The organism is Vibrio sp. 10N.261.52.C11, assembly GCF_041471405.1.
Taxonomy (GTDB): domain Bacteria; phylum Pseudomonadota; class Gammaproteobacteria; order Enterobacterales; family Vibrionaceae; genus Vibrio; species Vibrio crassostreae_C.
Map to the genome: position 1 here is coordinate 33,215 of NZ_JBFROI010000025.1, position 19,316 is coordinate 52,530.

Here is a 19,316-nt window from a genome sequence, read left to right on the forward strand (position 1 = left end):
TTTTAGGTCTCCCGACCGAACGAATCAAGCAACGTTTCATAATCAGACTTGTTTGCCAAACTCTCAATGCTTATAAGTGTCAGTACGTCTGCGAATGGAGAAAGGTGTAAAAAATCGATGATGTTGCGGCTGTCCACTTCATCAAACAATTCAGTATGTCGAAACTGGACGTAATCTAAAGCTACATGGAGATACAAGGTGGCCAAGTTGTCGCTCAAAAGGGATTCTAGTCCTTGTTCTTTTATCTCTTGGTCAAGTTGCTCTAGGGCGGCAACCATACCTTCTTGCCCTCTATGGATAAGCGCATTGTCACTGTCTGCATAGCGAATCAATGCCGCGGTTCTAAACGCGATCTCCATTAACGTCTTTGCTGTTCCTAACGTTTGCATTTCATTGGCACGACTTAACGTTACCTGACGTAGCGTTTGAGGCTGGTACGTTTCAATTAGGTATTGGCAAATGCACAAGCTTTCCGTTAGTGCTGTTCCGTCTTCAAGTTTGAGTGCTGGAATTAAACAAAACGGATTGACGCTTTTTAGGTTGGCCGGGGAGCTCCATGGATCAACCCAAACAAAAGACAGAGGAGAGCAGCGTGATAGAAGCGCAGTTGCTACGACTACGCGCGAAAACGGGGAGGTTTCATTTAAGTAGAGTTGCATGATAATCCTTTATTGTATTCGTCAGATGAACTCTGGAAGCTAGCTTAGAACTAGGTCATGTGTTCAGGCTTAGAGTGAGTTACAGTCATTAAGGTACACACCGCAGACAGCACCAAAACAGCAGTACTAATGGTGAATAACACGTCGTATGAAGCCATATGATTTAAGTAGTACGCCATCAAAAGCCCAACCACACCTTGTGATACAGCAAAAGAGAGTGTCATTCCTGCCCACGCTTTGGTATGCAGTTCATAGCCTACAATCTCCAACGTGTAAGTCGACACTAGAGTTACCGTTCCCGGCGTGAAAATACCAACCAGTAATGAAGAAATTAACAGCGCGATAGGGTGTGTACTAATAAGCGGTAATGCGACGCCTAAAGCCTTGAGGCTAAATGCAATACAGAGGGATTTTTTAAGCCCTAACTTGTCTCCCAATACACCGGTAATCAATGGTCCAATGGCGGCGCCAATACCAAAGGTAGCCCAGAATAAACCACCGCTGCTAAACGACATACCCAGTTCGCGCACGATGTAATCTACCCAAAACAAGGTATGGGGTAAGTAGCCAATAGCGTCGAAGGTATACGCTAACAGAATAAGCGCAACGCTGATTAGTTTTGGCTTTGAGAGCTGAGAGAAGGAGGATTTTATATAAGGCGCTTTAGACGTGTTAGGTTGGGTTTGCCATGCATTCCAAGTCAGTATCGTTGTGACTAATGCGATGACTCCCATGCCAATCCAAGCCGACACCACACTAAAATAGATCAGTACTGGGATTAATGTGCCTGATAACATCGCACCAAGTCCAATGCCTGAAAATATGACACCGCTGACACGCGCCTTCACATCGGGATTAAACTTTCGGACAATCACTGGTGGGGCGACAACCATTAATAAGGCACCCGCAATTCCAGCCAACGTTCGCCAAACATAGAACCATGTTAAGGGCGCCTCTTGTAGCGCACAGCCTAAGTAACTAAAACTGCTCATCAACATAGCGAATCGAATTAACTGCCCAGCACTAAAGTAACGCAGCAGTATGTTGGCAGCAGGTGCACCCAATATGTACCCAAGAAGGGTCGCGACACCAAGGTAAGATGCATCACTTTCGCTAAACCAACCACTTTGAATGAGAGCCGGCATTAATGCTATATAGGCAAACCTACCGATCCCGTTGCCTATTAGAGTGGCCCCCATTCCAGCCAAGCTGTCTCGATTAACGATGTGTTTATTCAGCATGAAAAGGGCTCTTTTTAGGTTTAGCTAGATGTTCTAGCACTAGGACAAGATCTTTGTTTAGTTTTGCATATTGACATCATTCACCATCAATATCACTAGGCGGTTAGTCATATAATTTGCTCATTTAAAACCGGTTTGAGATAGGTAAATAGCGAGTGTGTTTAAACACTTAGGTGGATGTGTTGTTCTGCCGAGGATAAGGCAATAAGCGATTGTTTTAATCACCGCAGATTTGAGTGATTAATTGTTAGACTAAAGTTGGACGACCGACCGCTTTAATTGAACATGAGTGACTTGTTTATCTAGGACTGTTTGCTGACTTGCCGGTTTTAACTGACATTCACCCACCTTAAACGATAGATGAATGTGAATTAAGAAAGATCTAACTGGGTAGGTGTGAACCCATTATTTATCGAAGAGCAGATTGAAGCTTAAAGGGATTTTGTCGGAAATCGCTAACCTACCAACGGTAGCTGATAGCTTGTTCAAGTTGTCTGTCGATATTCCAAAATCAGCGCCATTGACGATGATTGTCGAGGCTGAACTAACCATCACTAACTCTTCTGATGGAACGATTAAAACGGGAAAATCAATCGTTTTTGTTACGCCGTGCAAGGTAACCTCCGCTGCAATGGTTGTTCTTTTTGGGTCACCAGACAACATTGACGGTTCAACTTTTCCAGAGATTTTCACTTCAGGGAAAGTCATCGATTCAAAGTAGAGCTCATTGAGCCTCTGATCGCGAATATCCACGCCAGTACTCACACTTTTTACGTCCAACAATATGGCAAATTGACCCTCTTCGGTAAGACCACCAGATAAAGGCTTGATGGATGCGGGCTCAACAACAAACTGCTTCTTGATGGTTGCGAACGTGATATTCGATAAATTGGGGTCTAACGTGTAGCCCGTTTCCGCGAAAGATTGAGCGGAGATAACGGTGCATAGGAGGCCGAGTGTAGAGATTAGTTTTTTCATAAGTTGTCACCACATTGATGAATTCACAAGTTTAACGTTCTCGAGTCGTGCATTTTTGGAGTCTTTATTTGAACTAAAGATAAATTAGAAAAAGATAGATAGAAGCTTAGTTCAGCATTCATCAAATTACCTGACGAAGGTAGAGCATCGCCATATTATTGGAACCATGATCGGCAAAGTTACTTGTGTAAGTTTAGTTATGTTATAACATAACTAACAGTCACTATTACTGTGAACGACGTTTGCAGTATTAAAAGAGAAACGATAAACATGCATCAAGGAGATGACGTAATGAATGCCGTGTTGACCAAGCCTTTGATAACGAATAGCAATCAGCCACTTAACATTAATTCCGTTGTGAGTATCAAGGATCAGGCGAATCATAAGCCAGGACTTAGCGCTTCTGAGCAGCCAACGGTATTAGCGGATATCTACCAAAGCGATATTAATATAGCGGTATGGCAGCGACAGTTTGATGAAGATTTAACTATGGCAATTAGTGAATTCATCGCCTCGAATCCTAGCTTCAGTAAGTCTGTTAGCGTGTCACCTGAATATGCTCTCGATAAATTGGAATTTGCCACCGATGGAACCGCTTCCAAAGCGTTATTAGAAAACATGGCAGAGCTGGTGGATATGTTCTGTTGTTTGTTCGATCTTGAAGAAGTAGGGCTCCGTTTGGCGGTTCTGAATAAAGCGATGTGTCCTCGTTTTCATTTTGACCAAGTTCCTTGCCGTTTAGTGACAACCTATCACGGCGTTGCGACTCAATGGCTGCCAAACGAATCGGTCGACCGTTCTAAGCTTGGCCGTGGAAGTAATGGACAGCCAGATTCGGGTTCAGGCCTATACGCTCATGAATCTGATATTCAACAAATGGCTAATGGTGATGTGGCGCTATTGAAAGGGGAGCGTTGGAGTGGCAATGAGAATAGAGGCCTTGTTCACCGTTCACCAGTTACGTCATCAAATGAGACGCGACTATTGCTGACTCTAGATTTCGGTTAGTAAGCTTTTATGAGATGAGCAAGCGGCTCAAATACGGCTTGCTCTTATTCTTTTAAGCGAATACGCGGATACGGTGTCCGTCTGGATCAACAGCAAGGAAGTTGATGCCGTAAACGGACTCTTCTGGCGTTTGCTCAAACTGGATGCCTTTTTCTTTCCATGTGTTGTAAATGTTTTCCAGTGTCTCTTTATCCGCAAGAGGCATAGAGAGCTCAGTACCGCCACCCTTGATGTTACTTGCTGGTGTTAGAACATCTGCTTGCTTGAGTGTGATTTTAACATTGTCTGCAAAGTCTAGAACAGCAAAGGTCGGTGATAGAAGCTTTGGCTCGCAATCAAAGGCTTTAGAATAGAAATCCATGCTGCGGTGAATGTCAGTGACATAAAGAACAAATGAATCGATGGTAAACCTAGTAGCTCCTGAACTGTTCAATTGGGTTTGCCGTGTTGGTTTCAGTTAACTCGGTTTTTGTGTTGAGCCCGGTTTGGGACCACAGCAATGTATCGAACCCCTGTGACAGTTTTTGTCAGTAGCGAATCACTTTATCTGCAATGCCTTCCATGTTCTGCCAATCTTTGATCAAGTCGTGGCGCGCATGCTGGTACTTTTGCTCAAGTATTTTCCATTCGGTAATTCTGTCGAGCCTGAAATTACGATACGCACTTCGCGTTTCACACCAAGCGACCAAGACATATTGTTGTTCGAATAAGCCAATCAACATTGGCCAAACGATTCTAGAGCTAATCTTAGCTTTGGCGTCTGTGTAATGAATCTTAGCTTTGGCGTCTGTGTAATGAATCTCAGCTTTGTTCTGTTGCTTAATTGCGAACTTGATGTCCGACAGGTCAATGGTTAACTCTGCGACTTCAATGATTGAAGCAACACGCACGATATCTTCACTGCGTTTGGCCTGGTGGTCAGCAGGTAACACAGCAGAAATCTTGGCAATGGCATTTCTAGCTGACTCACTGAATTCCCCATTGGCTTGCTTCGCTACCCATTCAGCGCCAAGCCGTAACGCTTCCAATTCTTCCGTTGAAAACATCATCGGAGGGAGAGTGAAGGTCGGTTTCAACTGATAGCCAACTCCTGCTTCACCATCAATTTCAGCACCTTGTGCTTGCAGTGTCACGATATCGCGATAAATAGTGCGAGTACTTACATTGAGTTCTATCGCCAAGTAGTCGGCGGTAACTGGGTATTTATGGCAGCGTAATAGTTGGAGTAGGTCAAAGAGACGTTGGCTTCGGGACATAGAAAAACTCAGACGACAGAATGAACGATTAGATTAATGGATCAAAACCCGTAACGCTATTTAGGTTGTGAGAAATGGCGTGATCTGTGCCTTTACCAGTCCTAAAGTTTGACGCCTACCGTTGAACTTATTCTCGTTTCCAATTTGAAATTTAGAGTTCACCATTCTCTAAATCAATGGGTTACGATGCGTGCACTTACTCACATATATCAATATTTCAGTTCCTCATCGGTTTCTTAATTTATTTTAAAGCGTAAAATATATCCCGCTTGCAAACCGCTTTGGCAACCAATTTGTTCGCCACGGTTTTTACTTCCAAATTATAGGTTTCCTATGTTCAAGAAACTCTCGCTTAAAAATAAGCTGGCGATTTCAGCCAGTATGGCCATTATCCTGGGGGGGATTTTGGTCGAGGCATTGTCTTTTCGTGCTTCACTGCAAAGGTTGGATATTGAAGTTGAACAGCGCTTAGAGGGCGCATCGGCTTCGTACAATCAATATGTATCGGATTGGATCTTATCCAAAGAGCGTGCGCTTACTTCTCTTTCGAAAGAATCCAAACAAGAAGGCTTGGTGACTCATCTAAAACAGGTTCGTGACTCAGCCTCTTTTGATAATGTCTTCTTGGCATTTCCTGATGGTTCGCAAAAGAACGCGAACGGAGTAGTACTGCCGCCGGGCAATGATGACCCACGTTTATGGGGTTGGTACACCAATGCGGTTGCGAACCCAAGCAAGGTGTTCATGGATAACCCAACGGTTGCTGCAGCAACTGGGGCGAACGTTGTTTCATTAGGAACAGCAATGCAACTGCATGGGCAACAGGTTGTGTTGGGTGCTGATGTAGAAATTACAGACATCTTAAACAGTCTAGAGCAGGTGATTCTTCCAGGTGAAGGTTACATGTTCATCGCGACCAACAAAGGCACGGTTTATACGCACCCTGACACTAAGTTACTGAACAAGAATATCAGTTCACTTGGGTTAGATTTTGCGGACGTACAAAAGGCGCTGACTAGCGGTAAAGACACTTCTATCGAGTTGAATGGCAGCGACTATGTTCTGTACGCACGTGCGATTGATGGAACGAGCCTGATTACTGTGAGCGTTGTTAACCATGACTCTCTGGTTGCGCCACTATTTGATGCAGTGATTGGTCAAGTGTTGGTGACGCTACTTGTGGTGATCGTATGTACCATACTGTTTAACCTGTTGTGTACGATTCTATTCCGTCCGTTGAACCACGTATCTCAAGCACTGGCGCAAATCGCGAATGGTAGTGGTGATTTAACTCAACGCATTCATGTTGAAAACCAAGATGAAGTGGGCGAGTTGGCTCATAACTTCAATACCTTCGTTGGAAGTTTACAGCAGTTGATTGGCCATATCCGTGGGCAGTCAGAGCAGCTAAACAGCCAGTCAGAGCAAAGTGCTCAGCGTGCGAACCGTTCGGTGGATGAGCTTAATCATCAGCAGCAAGAAATCACCATGGTCGCGACGGCCGTAACTGAAATGGCGAGCGCCACGCAAGAGATAGCATCGCATGCCGAGCAAACAGCAAAAGCGGCACAAGACTCAGCGACAAGCACTAACAGTGGTCACGCTCTGGTCGTCGACACTAAAGGTTCTATCAATAACCTAGCCAATGAAGTGAACGAAGCAGGTAATGTGATCAGCGAGCTAAACAAGCACGCTCAAGAGATCTCGACCGTACTCGCAACGATTCAAGGTATTGCAGAACAAACCAACTTACTTGCTTTGAATGCAGCGATTGAAGCGGCTCGTGCTGGTGAACAAGGTCGTGGATTTGCTGTGGTAGCGGATGAAGTACGTGTGCTTTCACAGCGTACCCACTCTTCAACGGAAGAGATCAAATCAACAATTGATATCCTGCAGCGTACAACGGCGCAAGCGGTTGAGCTGATGGAGAGCAGTTCTAAGTTGGCAATACATTCAGTAGAAGATGCCGATCGAGCTTCGCATGCGCTTGAAGAGATCAATACTGCAGTTGCTTTGATCAGCGATATGGCGACTCAAATCGCGACGGCTGCTGAAGAGCAAACACACGTGACGGGCGAAATTACCCAAAACATTACGACCATTAAAGATGTTACTGACCACTTGGTTGTGGGCGCACAGGACAGTTTAACTGAGTCAAACGAACTTAAAAGCCAAGCTGCTGGTTTAAGTGACAAAGTGGCGACTTTTAAGCTTGCTTAACGGTCTCGTTTTCTGATGCCTGATCAGTGAATGAACAGTGAGCAATAAGCCAAAGCGACGTAGATTACGTCGCTTTTTTCGTATTTGTGAGTCATCGAACTCTTAATTAATCAGTTTTTGAAAACTCTTTCAGCGCACTCATTGCGGCTTCAGCTTTGTCTTTTTGAACGAAGATGTGGTCGTGATAGTAGCCTGCAACAACGTTAGCGCTAATGCCGTATGAGCCAAGCTTTGTCGCAAACGCTGCCGTCAATCCAACCGCTTCAAGGCTTGAATGTACCGATAAAGTGATAAGGCTAAATACAGCGTCGAAGTTTAGCTGAGCTTTGGTCGCAACATCTTCTTCAAGAACTAGAGTTAAACCTTCTTTCTCACAAAAAGTTGAGATTGGATTGAGCTGAACATAGTCTGCTAACGCTCCGTCGACAGTGCAAAAAACATAGCTCCCGTCGGTTAATTCTGGTGACATGGATTTCAGTAGAAGGTCTAGGTCGGTAATGGCAGTCATAGTCAGTTTCCCTGCGTTAATAAGCTAATTGATGATGTATGCAGTCACGATAGAAGCAACTGACAGTTAAGTAAAATTAATGATTTTAATTCTGCATCAGTTTTACTAATGGCAAGTTTTCCTCCTTAGTGATGGCATCGTACTTCTACCAACTTGTCGATTGTTCCATCTCGTCAGATAAATGGTCGATAAAGGCTCTTAACAGCGGTGTGACTTGTTTACGCGTTCCATAAATAGCATGAACACCGAGCGTTTTAGGTTGCCATTCAGAAAGCAGTGGCACTAATAGACCATCACGCATCAAGGTTTCCACTGAAGGGAAGGGCAGTAAACAGATACCGTTGCCTTTGAGTGTGGCAGAAAGCAGAACCTCTGAGGTGTTTGCACTGATATTCCCTTTAATCGGAACCGATTCGAGCCCATTGGGGCCATTGAACGTCCAAGCGGTTTTGCCAAAGTAACTGAACGATAAACAGTTGTGGTGCGCTAGATCTTGGGCTTCTGTGGGTGTGCCTTTCTCTTTTAGATATTGAGGCGATGCGCAAATCACGGAGCGGCATTCACCGATCTGCTTCGCGACAATATTGGGCGTCAGTTCGTTGGTTATGCGAATGGCCAAATCGATGCGTGACTCAACCAGGTTGACGGTCTGATCAGTCGAGATAATGTCGATAGAAACCTCTGGCCATTTGGCGATGAAGCGACTAATTGATTCCATCAAGAAGCTATCGACAATCGAGTAGCTCGCAGTAATACGCAGCTGACCTTTTAAATGCTCTCGGTTTTGGTTTCTGATCCCAGCTAGGGATGTTTCCAGTGCCAAAAGTTCTCTGGCGACCTCAAGTGTTTCTTTACCTGCGCTGGTTAAACTCAAGCTTCGTGTTGTTCTGTGAAGCAAGCGTGTGTCCATCCATGTTTCTAACTCACCCAAATAACGAGTGACCTTGGTTCGTGATAGATCAAGGTGCTCTGCCGCTGCGCTCAAACTGCCACGTTCCACTATGGTGACAAAGACATTCATTGCCTCGAGTTTATCCATTGTTTTATTGCCTAGAGAATTAAACCGACCTCAGTATATGTCCGAAAACTGCAATAGTTAAAGTCAATTTGATATCTATTTCATCTAAAAACAATCAAATAAGATATTTGGACATTCAACGAGTTGGCAGGTGTTCAACTCCAAGTATCGGAATAAAGCCATGAATACGTTATCGAAAAACATGTTATTAAAAAGCATGCTTTTAGGAACCATAAGCCTAGGAACCGTGCTGGCATCAAGTGTTGCGCTAGCGACAGAACTGAACATTACTCACTATAACCCCGGCGAGAACGCGATATTCCCGGCAAGCTCGGTATTGGTCTCGGGTGAGAAAGAAGTGATTCTGTTTGATGCGCAATTTAGTGTGGCTGATGGACAAAATTTGGTGGAGCAAATCAAAGCGACTGGCAAAAAATTATCGATGATTTACATCAGTAGCGGCGACCCAGATTACTACTTTGGTTTGGAACCGATAGTTTCGGCATTTCCTAACGTTAAAGTCGTTGCCAGTGAAGCCGTTGTCGCGCATATCAAACGCACCAAAGATGCAAAGCTTGAATACTGGGGGCCTATATTAGAAGGCAACGCGCCCTCTAAGGTGATTGTTCCAATGGTGATGAACGACACAACATTAAGCATCGAAGGTGAAACCATCGAAGTGAAAGAGATAAATACACACCAAGCTTACCTATGGGTTCCGTCTGAAAAAACGGTGTTTGGTGGCGTGTCGGTGTATAGCGGTGTGCATGTATGGATGGCAGATACTGCATCGAAAGAGATTCGTAGCCAGTGGTCACAATCGTTGGAGCGTATGAAAGCACTAGAGCCAGAGGTTGTAATTCCGGGTCACTATTTAGGTGAAATGCCAACAGGAATAAATGCAGTTCACTTCACGAAGGATTATGTGGCTGATATTGAAAAAGCGTTGGCGAGCAAAAGTAATCCAACATCGGTCGAGATCAGTGATTACATGAAGAAAGCCTACCCGAAATTTGAGGCTACGGAAGGCGATTTAGAACTTGGCGCGAAAGTGCTAAGCGGCGAGATGGCTTGGCACTAGAGTTGATTATCTCGGTTGTGTCCCAGAACAGTCTGAAGATTGTATGCTAGATTTATTGGTGATACACAACTGGAGATATCGATGATCTGGCTTTCAGTGAAAGTACTACAGATTGGACTTGTCTATGGATACAGGAAGTATCAAAAAACGAAAAGAGCTCCAGCTTAGGAGCTCTTTTTTTGTTTCGGAGAGACGACTTTCTATTTCAAGTGAGAAAGAAAATCAGCATTTACCCGGTTTACAGTTAGTAGTCAGATTAGCCTAGTAGCCAGATCCGCCCTGCAACTCAATATCACCAATAAGCGAAAGTATGTTGAAAATAGAACCCATTACTCCTCACATCGGCGCTCGTATTCACGAACTAGAGCTTTCTACATGCAGTGCTGATGAACTCGATAAGGTGTATCAGGCACTTATTGCCCATCAAGTGATCTTTCTCGACGGGCAGACTTTGTCTCCAGAACAACACTTGATGATTGCACAGCGCTTTGGAACGTTAGAACCTGCACATCCTTTCTTCCCTCGCGTGGAAAGTGCGCCACAGGTGAGTGTGATTGAAACAACCCGTGGCAATGCGCCAAAGGAAAGTTATTGGCATACCGACTTAACGTGGCGCAGCTTGCCGTCGAAAGCTTCCCTGTTGCATGCTCAACACATTCCAAGCATTGGTGGTGACACTATCTGGTGTTCTATGACTGCGGTTTTTGAATCTCTACATGAAGATATGAAAGCTAAGTTGAGAGGTTTGTCGGCGACTCATTCGCTTGTGGCCTTTGAAGGTATAGAATCAGAAGACATTGATCTCGATTGGCACAAATCCTTGATTAAAACAGCACAGGAGAATCCGCCAGTGGTTCACTCTGTTGTTCAAGTTCATCCTGAAACGGATAAAGAAACGCTCTGTATCAATGAACAGTTTACTCGTTATATCAACGAACTCGACCGCAAAGAGAGTGATGTTTTACTCAGCCAACTGTTTGAAATTGCGAGACGCCCTGAGTTTCAAGTTCGTTTCAAATGGGACAACGGCTCAATGGCGATCTGGGATAACAGGGTAACGCAACATTACGCAGTGATAGATTACGGGGATACTCCAAGAAAAATGCATCGAGTAACAGTGACATAGCGGTAAGCTGAACACAGTTATCAAAAGAACACCGCGCATGCCCATCCCTGAACCAAGCACTCGTACTTAAATTTAAGCGTCAGCAGGGTGCATCATTCATCTACGCTTAATAATAAAAACAAATGCGTTGGTACATATTTGATTGAAACCTCACTGCTCGGACGTGATGTGTAATATAATCGGCGCCAAAATATAAGTATAAAAACCAAATCATAGAATTAATAAACGTCAGGGCTTAGAGAGCAAAGTATTTCGTATGAACGCGATTCGTAAAGTTTACCAGTACGCAGAACCGAATTTAACCCTCGTGGGTTGGATGGGCTTTGTCGGCTTCCCAATTTACTACATTGTGTGGGAGTTTTTGTTCCCGCAACCCTACGAAAACTTAGCGCTTCGCCTGTTTTGCTCGGTATTGTTCTTTGGCATTATATTTCGCAATCGCGTCCCATTTGAATGGCGAAAATACCTTCCGGCTTATTATCAAGTTGCCGTAACTATCTGTTTGCCAGGTTTCTTCTTCTACATGCTGCTAATGAATAATTGGTCCAACGTTTGGGTTATGTCATTCATGTCGGCTATTTTCCTCCATATTTTATTGGTGCACGTGACGAGAGTGATGTTTGCACAAACCTTTGCTGGTATTGGGATTGCTACCTTGTGCGCTTGGATTGCACAAGGCTTCTACCTCGAACTCACAATGGATTGGACGCATGTGCCAATCTTTTTGTTTATCTACTTATTCGGCAACTTGTTCTACTTCCGCAATCAGGTGGAACATGAAAACAAGGTGTCATTGGCGAAGTCTTTTGGTGCGGGTATTGCCCATGAGATGCGAAACCCTCTAAGCGGATTACTTACCTCTATTGATGTCATGCAGTCCATATTGCCGAACCCTAAAAGTGGCGATCAAAAAGGGCAATATGCGTTAAGCAATGAAGAAGTGATTCAGTTGCGTGAAGTGGGCGATGAAGCGATGGAGATCATTCATTCCGGTAACGAAACGATAGATCTGTTACTGACTTCAATTGATGAAAACCGAGTCACTCGATCTACCTTCAAGAAGCATTCAGCTCAAGCGGTGATTGAGGGTGCGATAGACAGCTTTAACTACAAGCGTTCAGCCGATAAATCAGCAATATCTTTAGACGTACAGAGTAACTTTGATTTCTTGGGTAGCGACACCTTGTTGAAGTACGTGATGTATAACTTGTTCAAGAACGCATTCCACCATCGCAGCCCTGAAGATTTTCATATTCATGTCACTATGTGTAGTGATGAAGTGGCCAATCAAATAATGGTTACCGATAACGGATCAGGCATCTCAAATGATGTGATTCGACGCATTTTCCAGGACTTTTATACTACTGGCCAATCGGGTAATTACGGCTTAGGTTTGCCATTTTGTCAGAAGGTAATGCGCTCGTTTGGTGGTGAAATTAAATGTCAGTCTGAAGTGGATCAATGGACACAGTTCACGATGACTTTTCCATCTTTGTCTTCCCATTCGGTGAAAGAAATCAAGAATGAACTGACTAAACTTAAGACTGTGCTAATGGTGAGTGACCAGAAAGTTCTCACCAATAAAATGACTGAGGTAGCCCGTTTTATGGGTTTTGAGCTCACGGTGTTGGATGTAGCATCAGCGCTTAAAAATAAGGAATACCAGTTCGAATTCGACTTGATATTCGTTGACATGGAGAGCTTGGATTTAAGAGCTAGTTGCCTCGATAAGATTGAATCGTTACTTTCGTTCACTGAGGCGCGAATCATTTACTTGTATGAGCGTCATCCTATCAAGCGTGTACGTAACATTTCTTTCGAGCCTATTTGGGTGGAAACACAAGTCTGGCTACTAAATACTAAAGCGACCATTGACCGTTTACTGTTTGACTCCAACTACGTGATGCCATCGGTTGCTGTAAAACCGCTAGAGGCCACCACTAGACGTACGATTATGGTGGTCGATGACAATGAATCTCTACGCCGATTTACGGCAATGTTATTGGAAAAACAGGGCTTTGATGTTGTGCAAAAAGAAGACGGACAACAAGCCTTAGATGCGCTTGATACCGACGAAATCGACTTGATCCTAATGGATATTGAAATGCCAATCATGGACGGTGTTGAAGCTTCTCGCCGAATTCGCAGTGCCGACAAAGAATACTCTTCGGTGCCGATTATTGCTCACACGGGTGACAGTTCTCCCGTTACCTTGGAAAAGATGGAATCATCAGGCATGTCGGACTTTATTGTTAAACCTGCCGATAAAAACCGACTGTTTGATAAAATTGCTCACTGGATTTAGCGGGTGTAATAGTCTGAAGTTCACGGCCATTGGGTAGACATAGATTCAAGAAAGAGCTCAGCGAATTGCTGGGCTCTTTTTGTATCGCGACATGATAGCGTCCATTCAGTCCTGCCGTTGGTGTTGGTTATAAATATGGTTCGAAAAAGGTTACACGAACTCTAACTCGGGGTGATGGTACGCTTCGTGACAAACCGTGAGCACATGGTCAATGTCTCTTGGTGTCATATCGGCATTCACTGAAAAACGGATGATGTTTTTGTTCTTGCCAGTCGCAGGGCGGCAGAATACCGCACCGAACACATCACGTTCTTCTAAGAAGTCTCGCACACGCTCCGTGTTTCTTTCATTGCCGCACTCTAGCGCTACAATTTGAGACTCACTGCGGATATTAAAGCCAATTCGCTTTAGCCCCGTAGTCAGCGACTTAGCCCGATTGAATAAGGCTTCTCGTTTGTCTTCCGCACCTTTGATCACCTCCAACGTTTTCTCTAAACGAACCACTTCTTGTGGTAACACTGTTGAGCTAAAAATCGCAGGGTACGCCACAAACGGCAAGGTTTTAGACAGTTGTTTAGGGCCAAGGATTGCCCCAGCGCGATAAGCAAAGGTTTTTGCCAAGCTAACGGTGATGAAGTCGACTTGGTTGGTGAGCCCCAATGCTTGCACTAAGCCTGCACCATTCTCTCCATGTGTACCCAGTGAATGGGATTCATCAACGACGACCGCACAATCAAACTCTTGCGCCATTTCGTAGATGTCGCGCAGTGGGGCAATGGTGCCTATTGTGCTGTAAACCGAGTCGACAACAATGACACCTGAGCCGTGGCGCTCTAACTGTTTGCGTAGGTGATTCATATTGTTATGCATAAACGGATGGGCAACTGCGCCGGCAGCCCGAATCCCTTCCCATAGCGACATGTGTGCAAGGAAATCAATATACACAGGTGTGCCCGGTGGACAGATGGTTTGCAATAGCCCAATATTGGCCGCCCAGCCCGATTGAGAAAGCAAACAGCTCTCCATTCCAACATAGTTCGCAAGCTTAGTTTCGAACGCAGGTTTAGACTGATCATCTTGTAAGAAAATGGCAGACATCACCACGTTGTCATCGTGCTCACAGATCGCCGCTTGATGGGCTTGTTGGATCTGTTTGTTGTTTGACAGCGCTAAGTAATCATTGCTCTGCATCACAACGGAATTACGCTGGGGGCGTTTACCCAATACTAAATGCTTCTGGCTTTGGTTCTGGGTAATCAGGTCTTGAATATAGAAGTTCAAGCGTTCTTCGATAAAGGAAGGTAGTGGTTTGTTTTTTGTTTTATCACTCATAATAGTTCTCTTCAAATACAGGAAAACGCCAGCGCTGACGGCTGTATATTGACGATTAAAAGTGAGGTGTCATTAGCCAAGTTGCATATTTTTGTGCGTGCTTGCAAACTCAGTATTTAAGGGTTTTGAGGCGAGTGATTTTCCTTACGGTTCGGGGCTTTAACCTAGTTCAGATGGGAATAATAGCCTTCTTTTTTATGATAAAAGGCTATTAAAATTCGGTGTTCGAGTGGCTATGAAAAGGTCGATTATGAAAAGCTACGATGTGCTAGCTTTGTTTATTAACTAGCACGTATTAGCTATGAATTAGCACGTATTAACTATGAATGTGAATCAGTTCTATCAAGTCGTCCAATTGCTGCTTGGCTTTCCCCTCTAACGAGTAACTAATATTGATGCGTAAGCAATTGCTGTAAAGGTCGAGAGTGCTGAACAGGTGTCCAAGCCTAATATCAATGTTCTTCTCGGTAATGCCCTGAGCAAAGGCTGACTGGTTCAAGCTTGGGATTTGCAGCCAAAGCACCATGCCACCTAGTGGATTACTTATCTTCACATCTTGAGGAAGGTGCTGAGCCAAATAACTTAGGTATTGTTGGCGCAAAGACAAGATCTGAGTGCATCTTCTCCTCACGTGCTTAGCGTATTGGCCAGATCCAATAAAGTCAGCAACCGCAAGCTGAGTAGGCAGGGCAACGCTGTAGCTCGCAGCTGAGAACTGAGCCTTGTATTCGTTGATAAACCTGCCCGGCAAGCACCATCCCAAACGGTAACTCGGTGACAAACTTTTCGATACTGATCCACACCATAAGACAAAACCGCCTTTGTCGTAGTATTTCGCGGGGAGCGGCGTGTGTGAGGAGTAGGACAGTTCCAGATACACATCATCTTCAATGATCGGCACTCGATAGTGATTCGCTAATTCAGCCAGTTTCTGCTTTTGAGTGGCTGACATGTTGATCCCTTGAGGGTTCATATGAGAGGTACAAAAGATCGCGGCATCGACTCGTTTGTTCTTCAGATGCGCTTCTAGCTGTTGCAAGTCGACACCATCATCGAGCGATGGGATTTCTATGATTTGGCGAGACATCTTTCCGAGTAACTCCAGAATGCCATTGAAACAAGGAGAGCTAATCGCAATGGTGTCGCCTTCTTTGGTACACGATTCAAGTGCAGCTTTTATCGCCGACATGCAGCCTGCAGTGATAACCATCTCTTCAGGTGAAAAATGGACATCGAGCTTGGCAAAGTGAGTGGATAATGCCTGTTGTAACATCGGCTCACCTTGTGTATCTGGGTAATGGTTGAGCCTACTTCCCATCCGTTTAATAGCGCGACGAAAACTTCGTTCCAATTCAACGATCGACTGCTCATCATTGGTGGTGCTCGAAACCCCTAAAGGTCCGCTGATTGAGTTGTGGGTCGAAGAGGTTTGCTTAATACTCGATATCTTACTCTCAAACTGTGCCCACTCAGGGGTTGAGTGAGCAGGTTTATGAGGAGAAAAAAAATATCCCGCTTGCGGTCGAGAATGAATCCAACCTTGTGATTCCAGTTCTTGGTAGCAGCTCACCACGGTCGACATGCTGATCGCCTGTTGCTTGGCGCTACTTAGTCAGTTAAGGCTTTGTGTTCGGTGTGGGTATCTGGGGGTATGGCTTCATGGTCGATCACTGCTGGTTTATCGTCTGGGCTTTCATCGGTCTTGCTTTCAACCAACGTATTAATCGGCATGGCGGTTGGCGTGTGGGTGTTCAAGGAGAGTGCTTCCGTACGTAAATTAATGGGTGCGATGCTAGCCATGTGTGCGTTGGCGGTATTGGTATCTGCAGCAACGGGCAATGTCACCGTTAATGGCGTGATCTTGATTATGATTGCGGCGTGCAGTTGGACCTTGATGGGCGTGATCGTTAAGGCATCGAAAACCACTCAAGCTTTTGCGTTCAATGTCTGGGGGATGCTGTTTGCTCCAGTGCCATTAGTGTTATTTGCCGTGATGTTACATGGTGACCAAATTATCTGGCAGGGCATCGAACAATGGGATTGGAACACGACGATTGCGGTGCTGTTTCAGGCTTACCCAACCACGCTATTTGGTTATTGGGTATGGAATAAGCTGCTAATCCAATACCCTTTAAGCACGACCGCGCCGTTAACCTTGTTAGTGCCTATCTTCGCATTGATTAGCGGTTACTTTATGTATGATGAGGTGCTGTCTGTGGCTCAGGTTGTTGCATCAATACTGTTTCTTGTCGGAATTGGTTTGATTGTGAAACCTGCGAATGTAACGAATACCAAAGCGACACAAACACTTGCTGAACAAAAATGATTGAAGAAAGCTGATATTGCATGAGCAGCTTTGAATGACAAATAAGACCTCGCACTTGTGAGGTCTTATTCTATGTCGAAGAAGTGAAGTTATTTAAATAACCAACTTACTAAGCAATCAACTAACCATACACGCAAGTAACTGGCTCTCAAGATCATCGTCTATTTCTAGACCGATCATTTCTATTCTGATTTCGATACACTCATCGAGTTCTGATTCCGTCAAGCCATCCTCTGTTAAGTTGTAACCGAAAACCTCAAAAGAACATAGGCTTTTATAAGTGAATTCGAATTAAATTCTGAAATGATACAAATCTTATATTTAATAACGCTTATTTAGTAACCTCTGTTGAGTCCCATATCAAATCAAGTGGCTGATTTTATTGGGTATCGGAGAAAAGTCTCGAAAATTATTATTTAGTTCGCTAAAGTTTTAAATTCTATTAATGGTTGTTTGTATGGAATATAACGCCATTTCGTTACTGTTGAGTAGATGGTTTTTAGCTATATATGTGAAATTTGAAGCGAGTTATCTTTCTGATTTGAAAGAATAATTAAATAGTTAAGATAAAAAAGTTGGCGAAAATCAGAAGCTTGGCATACACTTTCCTTGTAAATGACCTTATATCATTGATTGAATAGGGTAAATGCTTTGGCGCTACTGGCGATGGTAGCAATGTTTAACATAGCTTTGAGGAAAGTTTTATGGCACTCACGAAGGCCGATTTGGCTGAGAACCTGTTTGAGACACTCGGATACAGCAAGCGGGATGCCAAGGAAACGGTGGAAGTGTTTTTCGAAGAAGTTCGTAAAGCGCTCGAAAATGGCGAACAGGTAAAACTGTCTGGTTTTGGTAATTTTGATCTTCGCGAGAAAAACGAGCGACCTGGTCGTAACCCGAAAACTGGTGAAGACATTCCAATTTCTGCTCGACGTGTTGTTACTTTTAGACCGGGACAAAAACTAAAGGCCCGTGTCGAAAATATTAAAATCGAGAAGTAGCCAAGCAATAGACCACGCCTAGCGTGGTCTTTTTGTATCTGCATAGAGTTTAAGCTAAACGCATTTCTTTAATTTTTAGTAACCTTTCTCAAACTCCATCTATTTACTGTCCGGTAAGAACTTGCTTTAGATGCGAAAACAGAGGCTAGGCCTCTGACTTTGAATCTTCACTCTAAAGGGCTTGTTGAACCTTACTTGCGATGTCTTCAGACACCCAAGGCTTCCATACCTGTGGTGAGCTTTCTAGAAAGTAATACATGGCTTCTTCGGCGTCGGCTTGGTTGTCTTCCATCCAGGCCAGCAACTCACTCATTTGTTTATTGGTAAAACCACGCTTTTCAAAGTATTGGTAGGCAAGAGGTTCGTTATTAGCAAAGGCTTCTGTGGTGATTGTGTGAACCGGTGCTGGTGGATACATGGTCACTTTAGGAGATTCACAATCAGGTTGTGTCGTACAGTTACGGAATTCCTCAATGTCAGTACCACTTCCGAAATCAACCTTCACCATTTCATACTTACCTAGCACAGGCGTAGGCGACCAGTAATATCCAAACCATGCTTTTTTGCGTTCGTAAGCTTTCGCTATCGTACCTGCTAAAGCGGCGCCTGAGCCGGGATCAACCATTTCAAAATTGTGATCTTCTAACTTAAGCGCATCGAACAGGTGACCGGAGGTAATCTGACAAGTCCAACCCGCAGGGCAGCGATAAAACGCAAACTTCTCATCATCTTCTGGGTGTTCAAACAGCTTTGCGTTTTTAATCACACCTTCAATGGTTGTAAGCTCTGGGTACTGTTCAACAAGGTAGTTTGGTACCCAGAAACCTTCTTCACCGCCGTTGACCAAAGACTTGCCCGCGTAACGTAGACGCTTATCCGCAACACCCTTATCCAACGCTTCTTTGATGCCATTAGTCCAAAGCTCTGGCGCAACATCAGGTTGACCTTTTTCAATCATTGACGTGCCCGTAGGGACGCTATCACCGGGGATTAAGTCCGCTTCACAGCCGTAGCCGTTATTCAAAATGAATTGGTCGACATGAGCAATAGGCTCGCCGAGTTCCAGTTCATGTCTGCAATGGTGATCTTTCCGCATTCGTCAGCACTAGCGTGTACAGAAAACGCAGCAAGTAGCGCGATGGAAAGCATGGATTTGTTATTCTGCATTGACGTAATTCCTTTTCTTGTCAGAAGCTTATTCGCTATAGAAACAGAAATGTTCGACGGAGAAAAGAGACTGAGATCTAAATTTAAACG

14 protein-coding genes and 4 pseudogenes are annotated in these 19,316 nt (G+C 44.3%); 7 read left to right on the forward strand and 11 right to left on the reverse strand.

Translation table 11 applies throughout. The features are described from left to right. Nucleotides 1–2: 2 nt before the first annotated feature. The 3 genes from AB4323_RS10410 to AB4323_RS10420 all read right to left on the reverse strand — a co-directional run bounded on the left by AB4323_RS10410 (nucleotide 3) and on the right by AB4323_RS10420 (nucleotide 2,878). The gene (locus tag AB4323_RS10410) at nucleotides 3–659 is read right to left on the reverse strand and encodes a glutathione S-transferase family protein (RefSeq protein ID WP_372152380.1); all 657 of its coding nucleotides are present in this window, start codon (nucleotides 657–659) and stop codon (nucleotides 3–5) included. 50 nt (nucleotides 660–709) lie between these two features. Further along, entirely contained in the window at nucleotides 710–1,900 is a 1,191-nt protein-coding gene (locus AB4323_RS10415) for a YbfB/YjiJ family MFS transporter (protein ID WP_102333237.1), read from the reverse strand. A 405-nt stretch (nucleotides 1,901–2,305) separates the two neighbouring features. Next, nucleotides 2,306–2,878, reverse strand: coding sequence for a YceI family protein (locus tag AB4323_RS10420; protein ID WP_372152382.1), 573 nt, complete (start codon nucleotides 2,876–2,878; stop codon nucleotides 2,306–2,308). A 291-nt stretch (nucleotides 2,879–3,169) separates the two neighbouring features. Here AB4323_RS10420 and AB4323_RS10425 point away from each other — a divergent pair, with 291 nt between their 5' ends. Beyond that, on the forward strand, nucleotides 3,170–3,886 hold the full coding sequence (locus AB4323_RS10425) for a DUF1826 domain-containing protein (protein ID WP_102333238.1): 717 nt from the start codon (nucleotides 3,170–3,172) through the stop codon (nucleotides 3,884–3,886). Nucleotides 3,887–3,938: 52 nt separating this feature from the next. Here the strand turns inward: AB4323_RS10425 and AB4323_RS10430 are convergent, their stop codons facing one another. Together AB4323_RS10430 and AB4323_RS10435 are read right to left on the reverse strand one after the other, a co-directional pair. Then, nucleotides 3,939–4,247 (reverse strand): glyoxalase, encoded by a 309-nt coding sequence (locus AB4323_RS10430; RefSeq protein WP_372152457.1) that lies wholly within the window; start codon nucleotides 4,245–4,247, stop codon nucleotides 3,939–3,941. Nucleotides 4,248–4,413: 166 nt separating this feature from the next. Further along, entirely contained in the window at nucleotides 4,414–5,142 is a 729-nt protein-coding gene (locus tag AB4323_RS10435; protein WP_372152385.1) for a helix-turn-helix transcriptional regulator, read from the reverse strand. Between the two features lie 333 nt (nucleotides 5,143–5,475). Between AB4323_RS10435 and AB4323_RS10440 the strand changes: the two genes are divergently transcribed. Further along, nucleotides 5,476–7,362 carry a methyl-accepting chemotaxis protein gene (locus AB4323_RS10440; protein WP_372152388.1) on the forward strand — a complete coding sequence of 629 codons (1,887 nt, stop codon included), beginning with the start codon at nucleotides 5,476–5,478 and terminating at the stop codon, nucleotides 7,360–7,362. A 106-nt stretch (nucleotides 7,363–7,468) separates the two neighbouring features. Here the strand turns inward: AB4323_RS10440 and AB4323_RS10445 are convergent, their stop codons facing one another. Both AB4323_RS10445 and AB4323_RS10450 read right to left on the reverse strand, forming a co-directional pair. After that, on the reverse strand, nucleotides 7,469–7,870 hold the full coding sequence (locus AB4323_RS10445; protein WP_372152390.1) for an ACT domain-containing protein: 402 nt from the start codon (nucleotides 7,868–7,870) through the stop codon (nucleotides 7,469–7,471). A gap of 145 nt (nucleotides 7,871–8,015) precedes the next feature. Beyond that, complete coding sequence (locus tag AB4323_RS10450; protein WP_017059121.1) at nucleotides 8,016–8,909, reverse strand: LysR family transcriptional regulator; 894 nt, start codon at nucleotides 8,907–8,909, stop codon at nucleotides 8,016–8,018. Nucleotides 8,910–9,069: 160 nt separating this feature from the next. Here AB4323_RS10450 and AB4323_RS10455 point away from each other — a divergent pair, with 160 nt between their 5' ends. The 3 genes from AB4323_RS10455 (at nucleotide 9,070) to AB4323_RS10465 (ending at nucleotide 13,400) form a co-directional block, all read left to right on the forward strand. Continuing rightward, nucleotides 9,070–9,969 carry a Vmh family MBL fold metallo-hydrolase gene (locus AB4323_RS10455; protein ID WP_372152392.1) on the forward strand — a complete coding sequence of 300 codons (900 nt, stop codon included), beginning with the start codon at nucleotides 9,070–9,072 and terminating at the stop codon, nucleotides 9,967–9,969. A gap of 310 nt (nucleotides 9,970–10,279) precedes the next feature. Beyond that, nucleotides 10,280–11,095 carry a TauD/TfdA family dioxygenase gene (locus tag AB4323_RS10460; RefSeq protein WP_017059123.1) on the forward strand — a complete coding sequence of 272 codons (816 nt, stop codon included), beginning with the start codon at nucleotides 10,280–10,282 and terminating at the stop codon, nucleotides 11,093–11,095. Between the two features lie 256 nt (nucleotides 11,096–11,351). Further along, on the forward strand, nucleotides 11,352–13,400 hold the full coding sequence (locus AB4323_RS10465) for a response regulator (protein ID WP_372152394.1): 2,049 nt from the start codon (nucleotides 11,352–11,354) through the stop codon (nucleotides 13,398–13,400). Nucleotides 13,401–13,550: 150 nt separating this feature from the next. Here the strand turns inward: AB4323_RS10465 and cqsA are convergent, their stop codons facing one another. Then, nucleotides 13,551–14,732: an alpha-hydroxyketone-type quorum-sensing autoinducer synthase gene (gene cqsA / locus AB4323_RS10470; RefSeq protein ID WP_372152396.1), complete on the reverse strand. Its 1,182-nt coding sequence runs from the start codon at nucleotides 14,730–14,732 to the stop codon at nucleotides 13,551–13,553. 316 nt (nucleotides 14,733–15,048) lie between these two features. After that, a pseudogene (locus tag AB4323_RS10475) lies at nucleotides 15,049–16,335 on the reverse strand (PLP-dependent aminotransferase family protein); the annotation flags it as partial. Here AB4323_RS10475 and AB4323_RS10480 point away from each other — a divergent pair. Further along, nucleotides 16,326–17,058: pseudogene (locus tag AB4323_RS10480) on the forward strand (DMT family transporter); the annotation flags it as partial. The pseudogenes AB4323_RS10475 and AB4323_RS10480 sit on opposite strands and share 10 nt — an antisense overlap. A 117-nt stretch (nucleotides 17,059–17,175) precedes the next feature. Here the strand turns inward: AB4323_RS10480 and AB4323_RS10485 are convergent. Beyond that, a pseudogene (locus AB4323_RS10485) lies at nucleotides 17,176–17,313 on the reverse strand (GTP-binding protein); the annotation flags it as partial. Between the two features lie 449 nt (nucleotides 17,314–17,762). Here AB4323_RS10485 and ihfA point away from each other — a divergent pair. After that, nucleotides 17,763–18,059 (forward strand): integration host factor subunit alpha, encoded by a 297-nt coding sequence (ihfA, locus tag AB4323_RS10490; RefSeq protein ID WP_004734853.1) that lies wholly within the window; start codon nucleotides 17,763–17,765, stop codon nucleotides 18,057–18,059. Between the two features lie 172 nt (nucleotides 18,060–18,231). Here the strand turns inward: ihfA and AB4323_RS10495 are convergent. After that, nucleotides 18,232–19,226: pseudogene (locus AB4323_RS10495) on the reverse strand (ABC transporter substrate-binding protein). Between the last annotated feature and the right edge of the window lie 90 nt (nucleotides 19,227–19,316).

What these genes read in the sequence shown, in the direction of transcription:
- AB4323_RS10410 (WP_372152380.1), bottom strand. Translation starts at nt 659, where the DNA reads ATGCAACTCTACTTAAATGAAACCTCCCCGTTTTCGCGCGTAGTCGTA.
- AB4323_RS10415 (WP_102333237.1), bottom strand. Translation starts at nt 1,900, where the DNA reads ATGCTGAATAAACACATCGTTAATCGAGACAGCTTGGCTGGAATGGGG.
- AB4323_RS10420 (WP_372152382.1), bottom strand. Translation starts at nt 2,878, where the DNA reads ATGAAAAAACTAATCTCTACACTCGGCCTCCTATGCACCGTTATCTCC.
- AB4323_RS10425 (WP_102333238.1), top strand. Translation starts at nt 3,170, where the DNA reads ATGAATGCCGTGTTGACCAAGCCTTTGATAACGAATAGCAATCAGCCA.
- AB4323_RS10430 (WP_372152457.1), bottom strand. Translation starts at nt 4,247, where the DNA reads ATGGATTTCTATTCTAAAGCCTTTGATTGCGAGCCAAAGCTTCTATCA.
- AB4323_RS10435 (WP_372152385.1), bottom strand. Translation starts at nt 5,142, where the DNA reads ATGTCCCGAAGCCAACGTCTCTTTGACCTACTCCAACTATTACGCTGC.
- AB4323_RS10440 (WP_372152388.1), top strand. Translation starts at nt 5,476, where the DNA reads ATGTTCAAGAAACTCTCGCTTAAAAATAAGCTGGCGATTTCAGCCAGT.
- AB4323_RS10445 (WP_372152390.1), bottom strand. Translation starts at nt 7,870, where the DNA reads ATGACTGCCATTACCGACCTAGACCTTCTACTGAAATCCATGTCACCA.
- AB4323_RS10450 (WP_017059121.1), bottom strand. Translation starts at nt 8,909, where the DNA reads ATGGATAAACTCGAGGCAATGAATGTCTTTGTCACCATAGTGGAACGT.
- AB4323_RS10455 (WP_372152392.1), top strand. Translation starts at nt 9,070, where the DNA reads ATGAATACGTTATCGAAAAACATGTTATTAAAAAGCATGCTTTTAGGA.
- AB4323_RS10460 (WP_017059123.1), top strand. Translation starts at nt 10,280, where the DNA reads ATGTTGAAAATAGAACCCATTACTCCTCACATCGGCGCTCGTATTCAC.
- AB4323_RS10465 (WP_372152394.1), top strand. Translation starts at nt 11,352, where the DNA reads ATGAACGCGATTCGTAAAGTTTACCAGTACGCAGAACCGAATTTAACC.
- cqsA (WP_372152396.1), bottom strand. Translation starts at nt 14,732, where the DNA reads ATGAGTGATAAAACAAAAAACAAACCACTACCTTCCTTTATCGAAGAA.
- ihfA (WP_004734853.1), top strand. Translation starts at nt 17,763, where the DNA reads ATGGCACTCACGAAGGCCGATTTGGCTGAGAACCTGTTTGAGACACTC.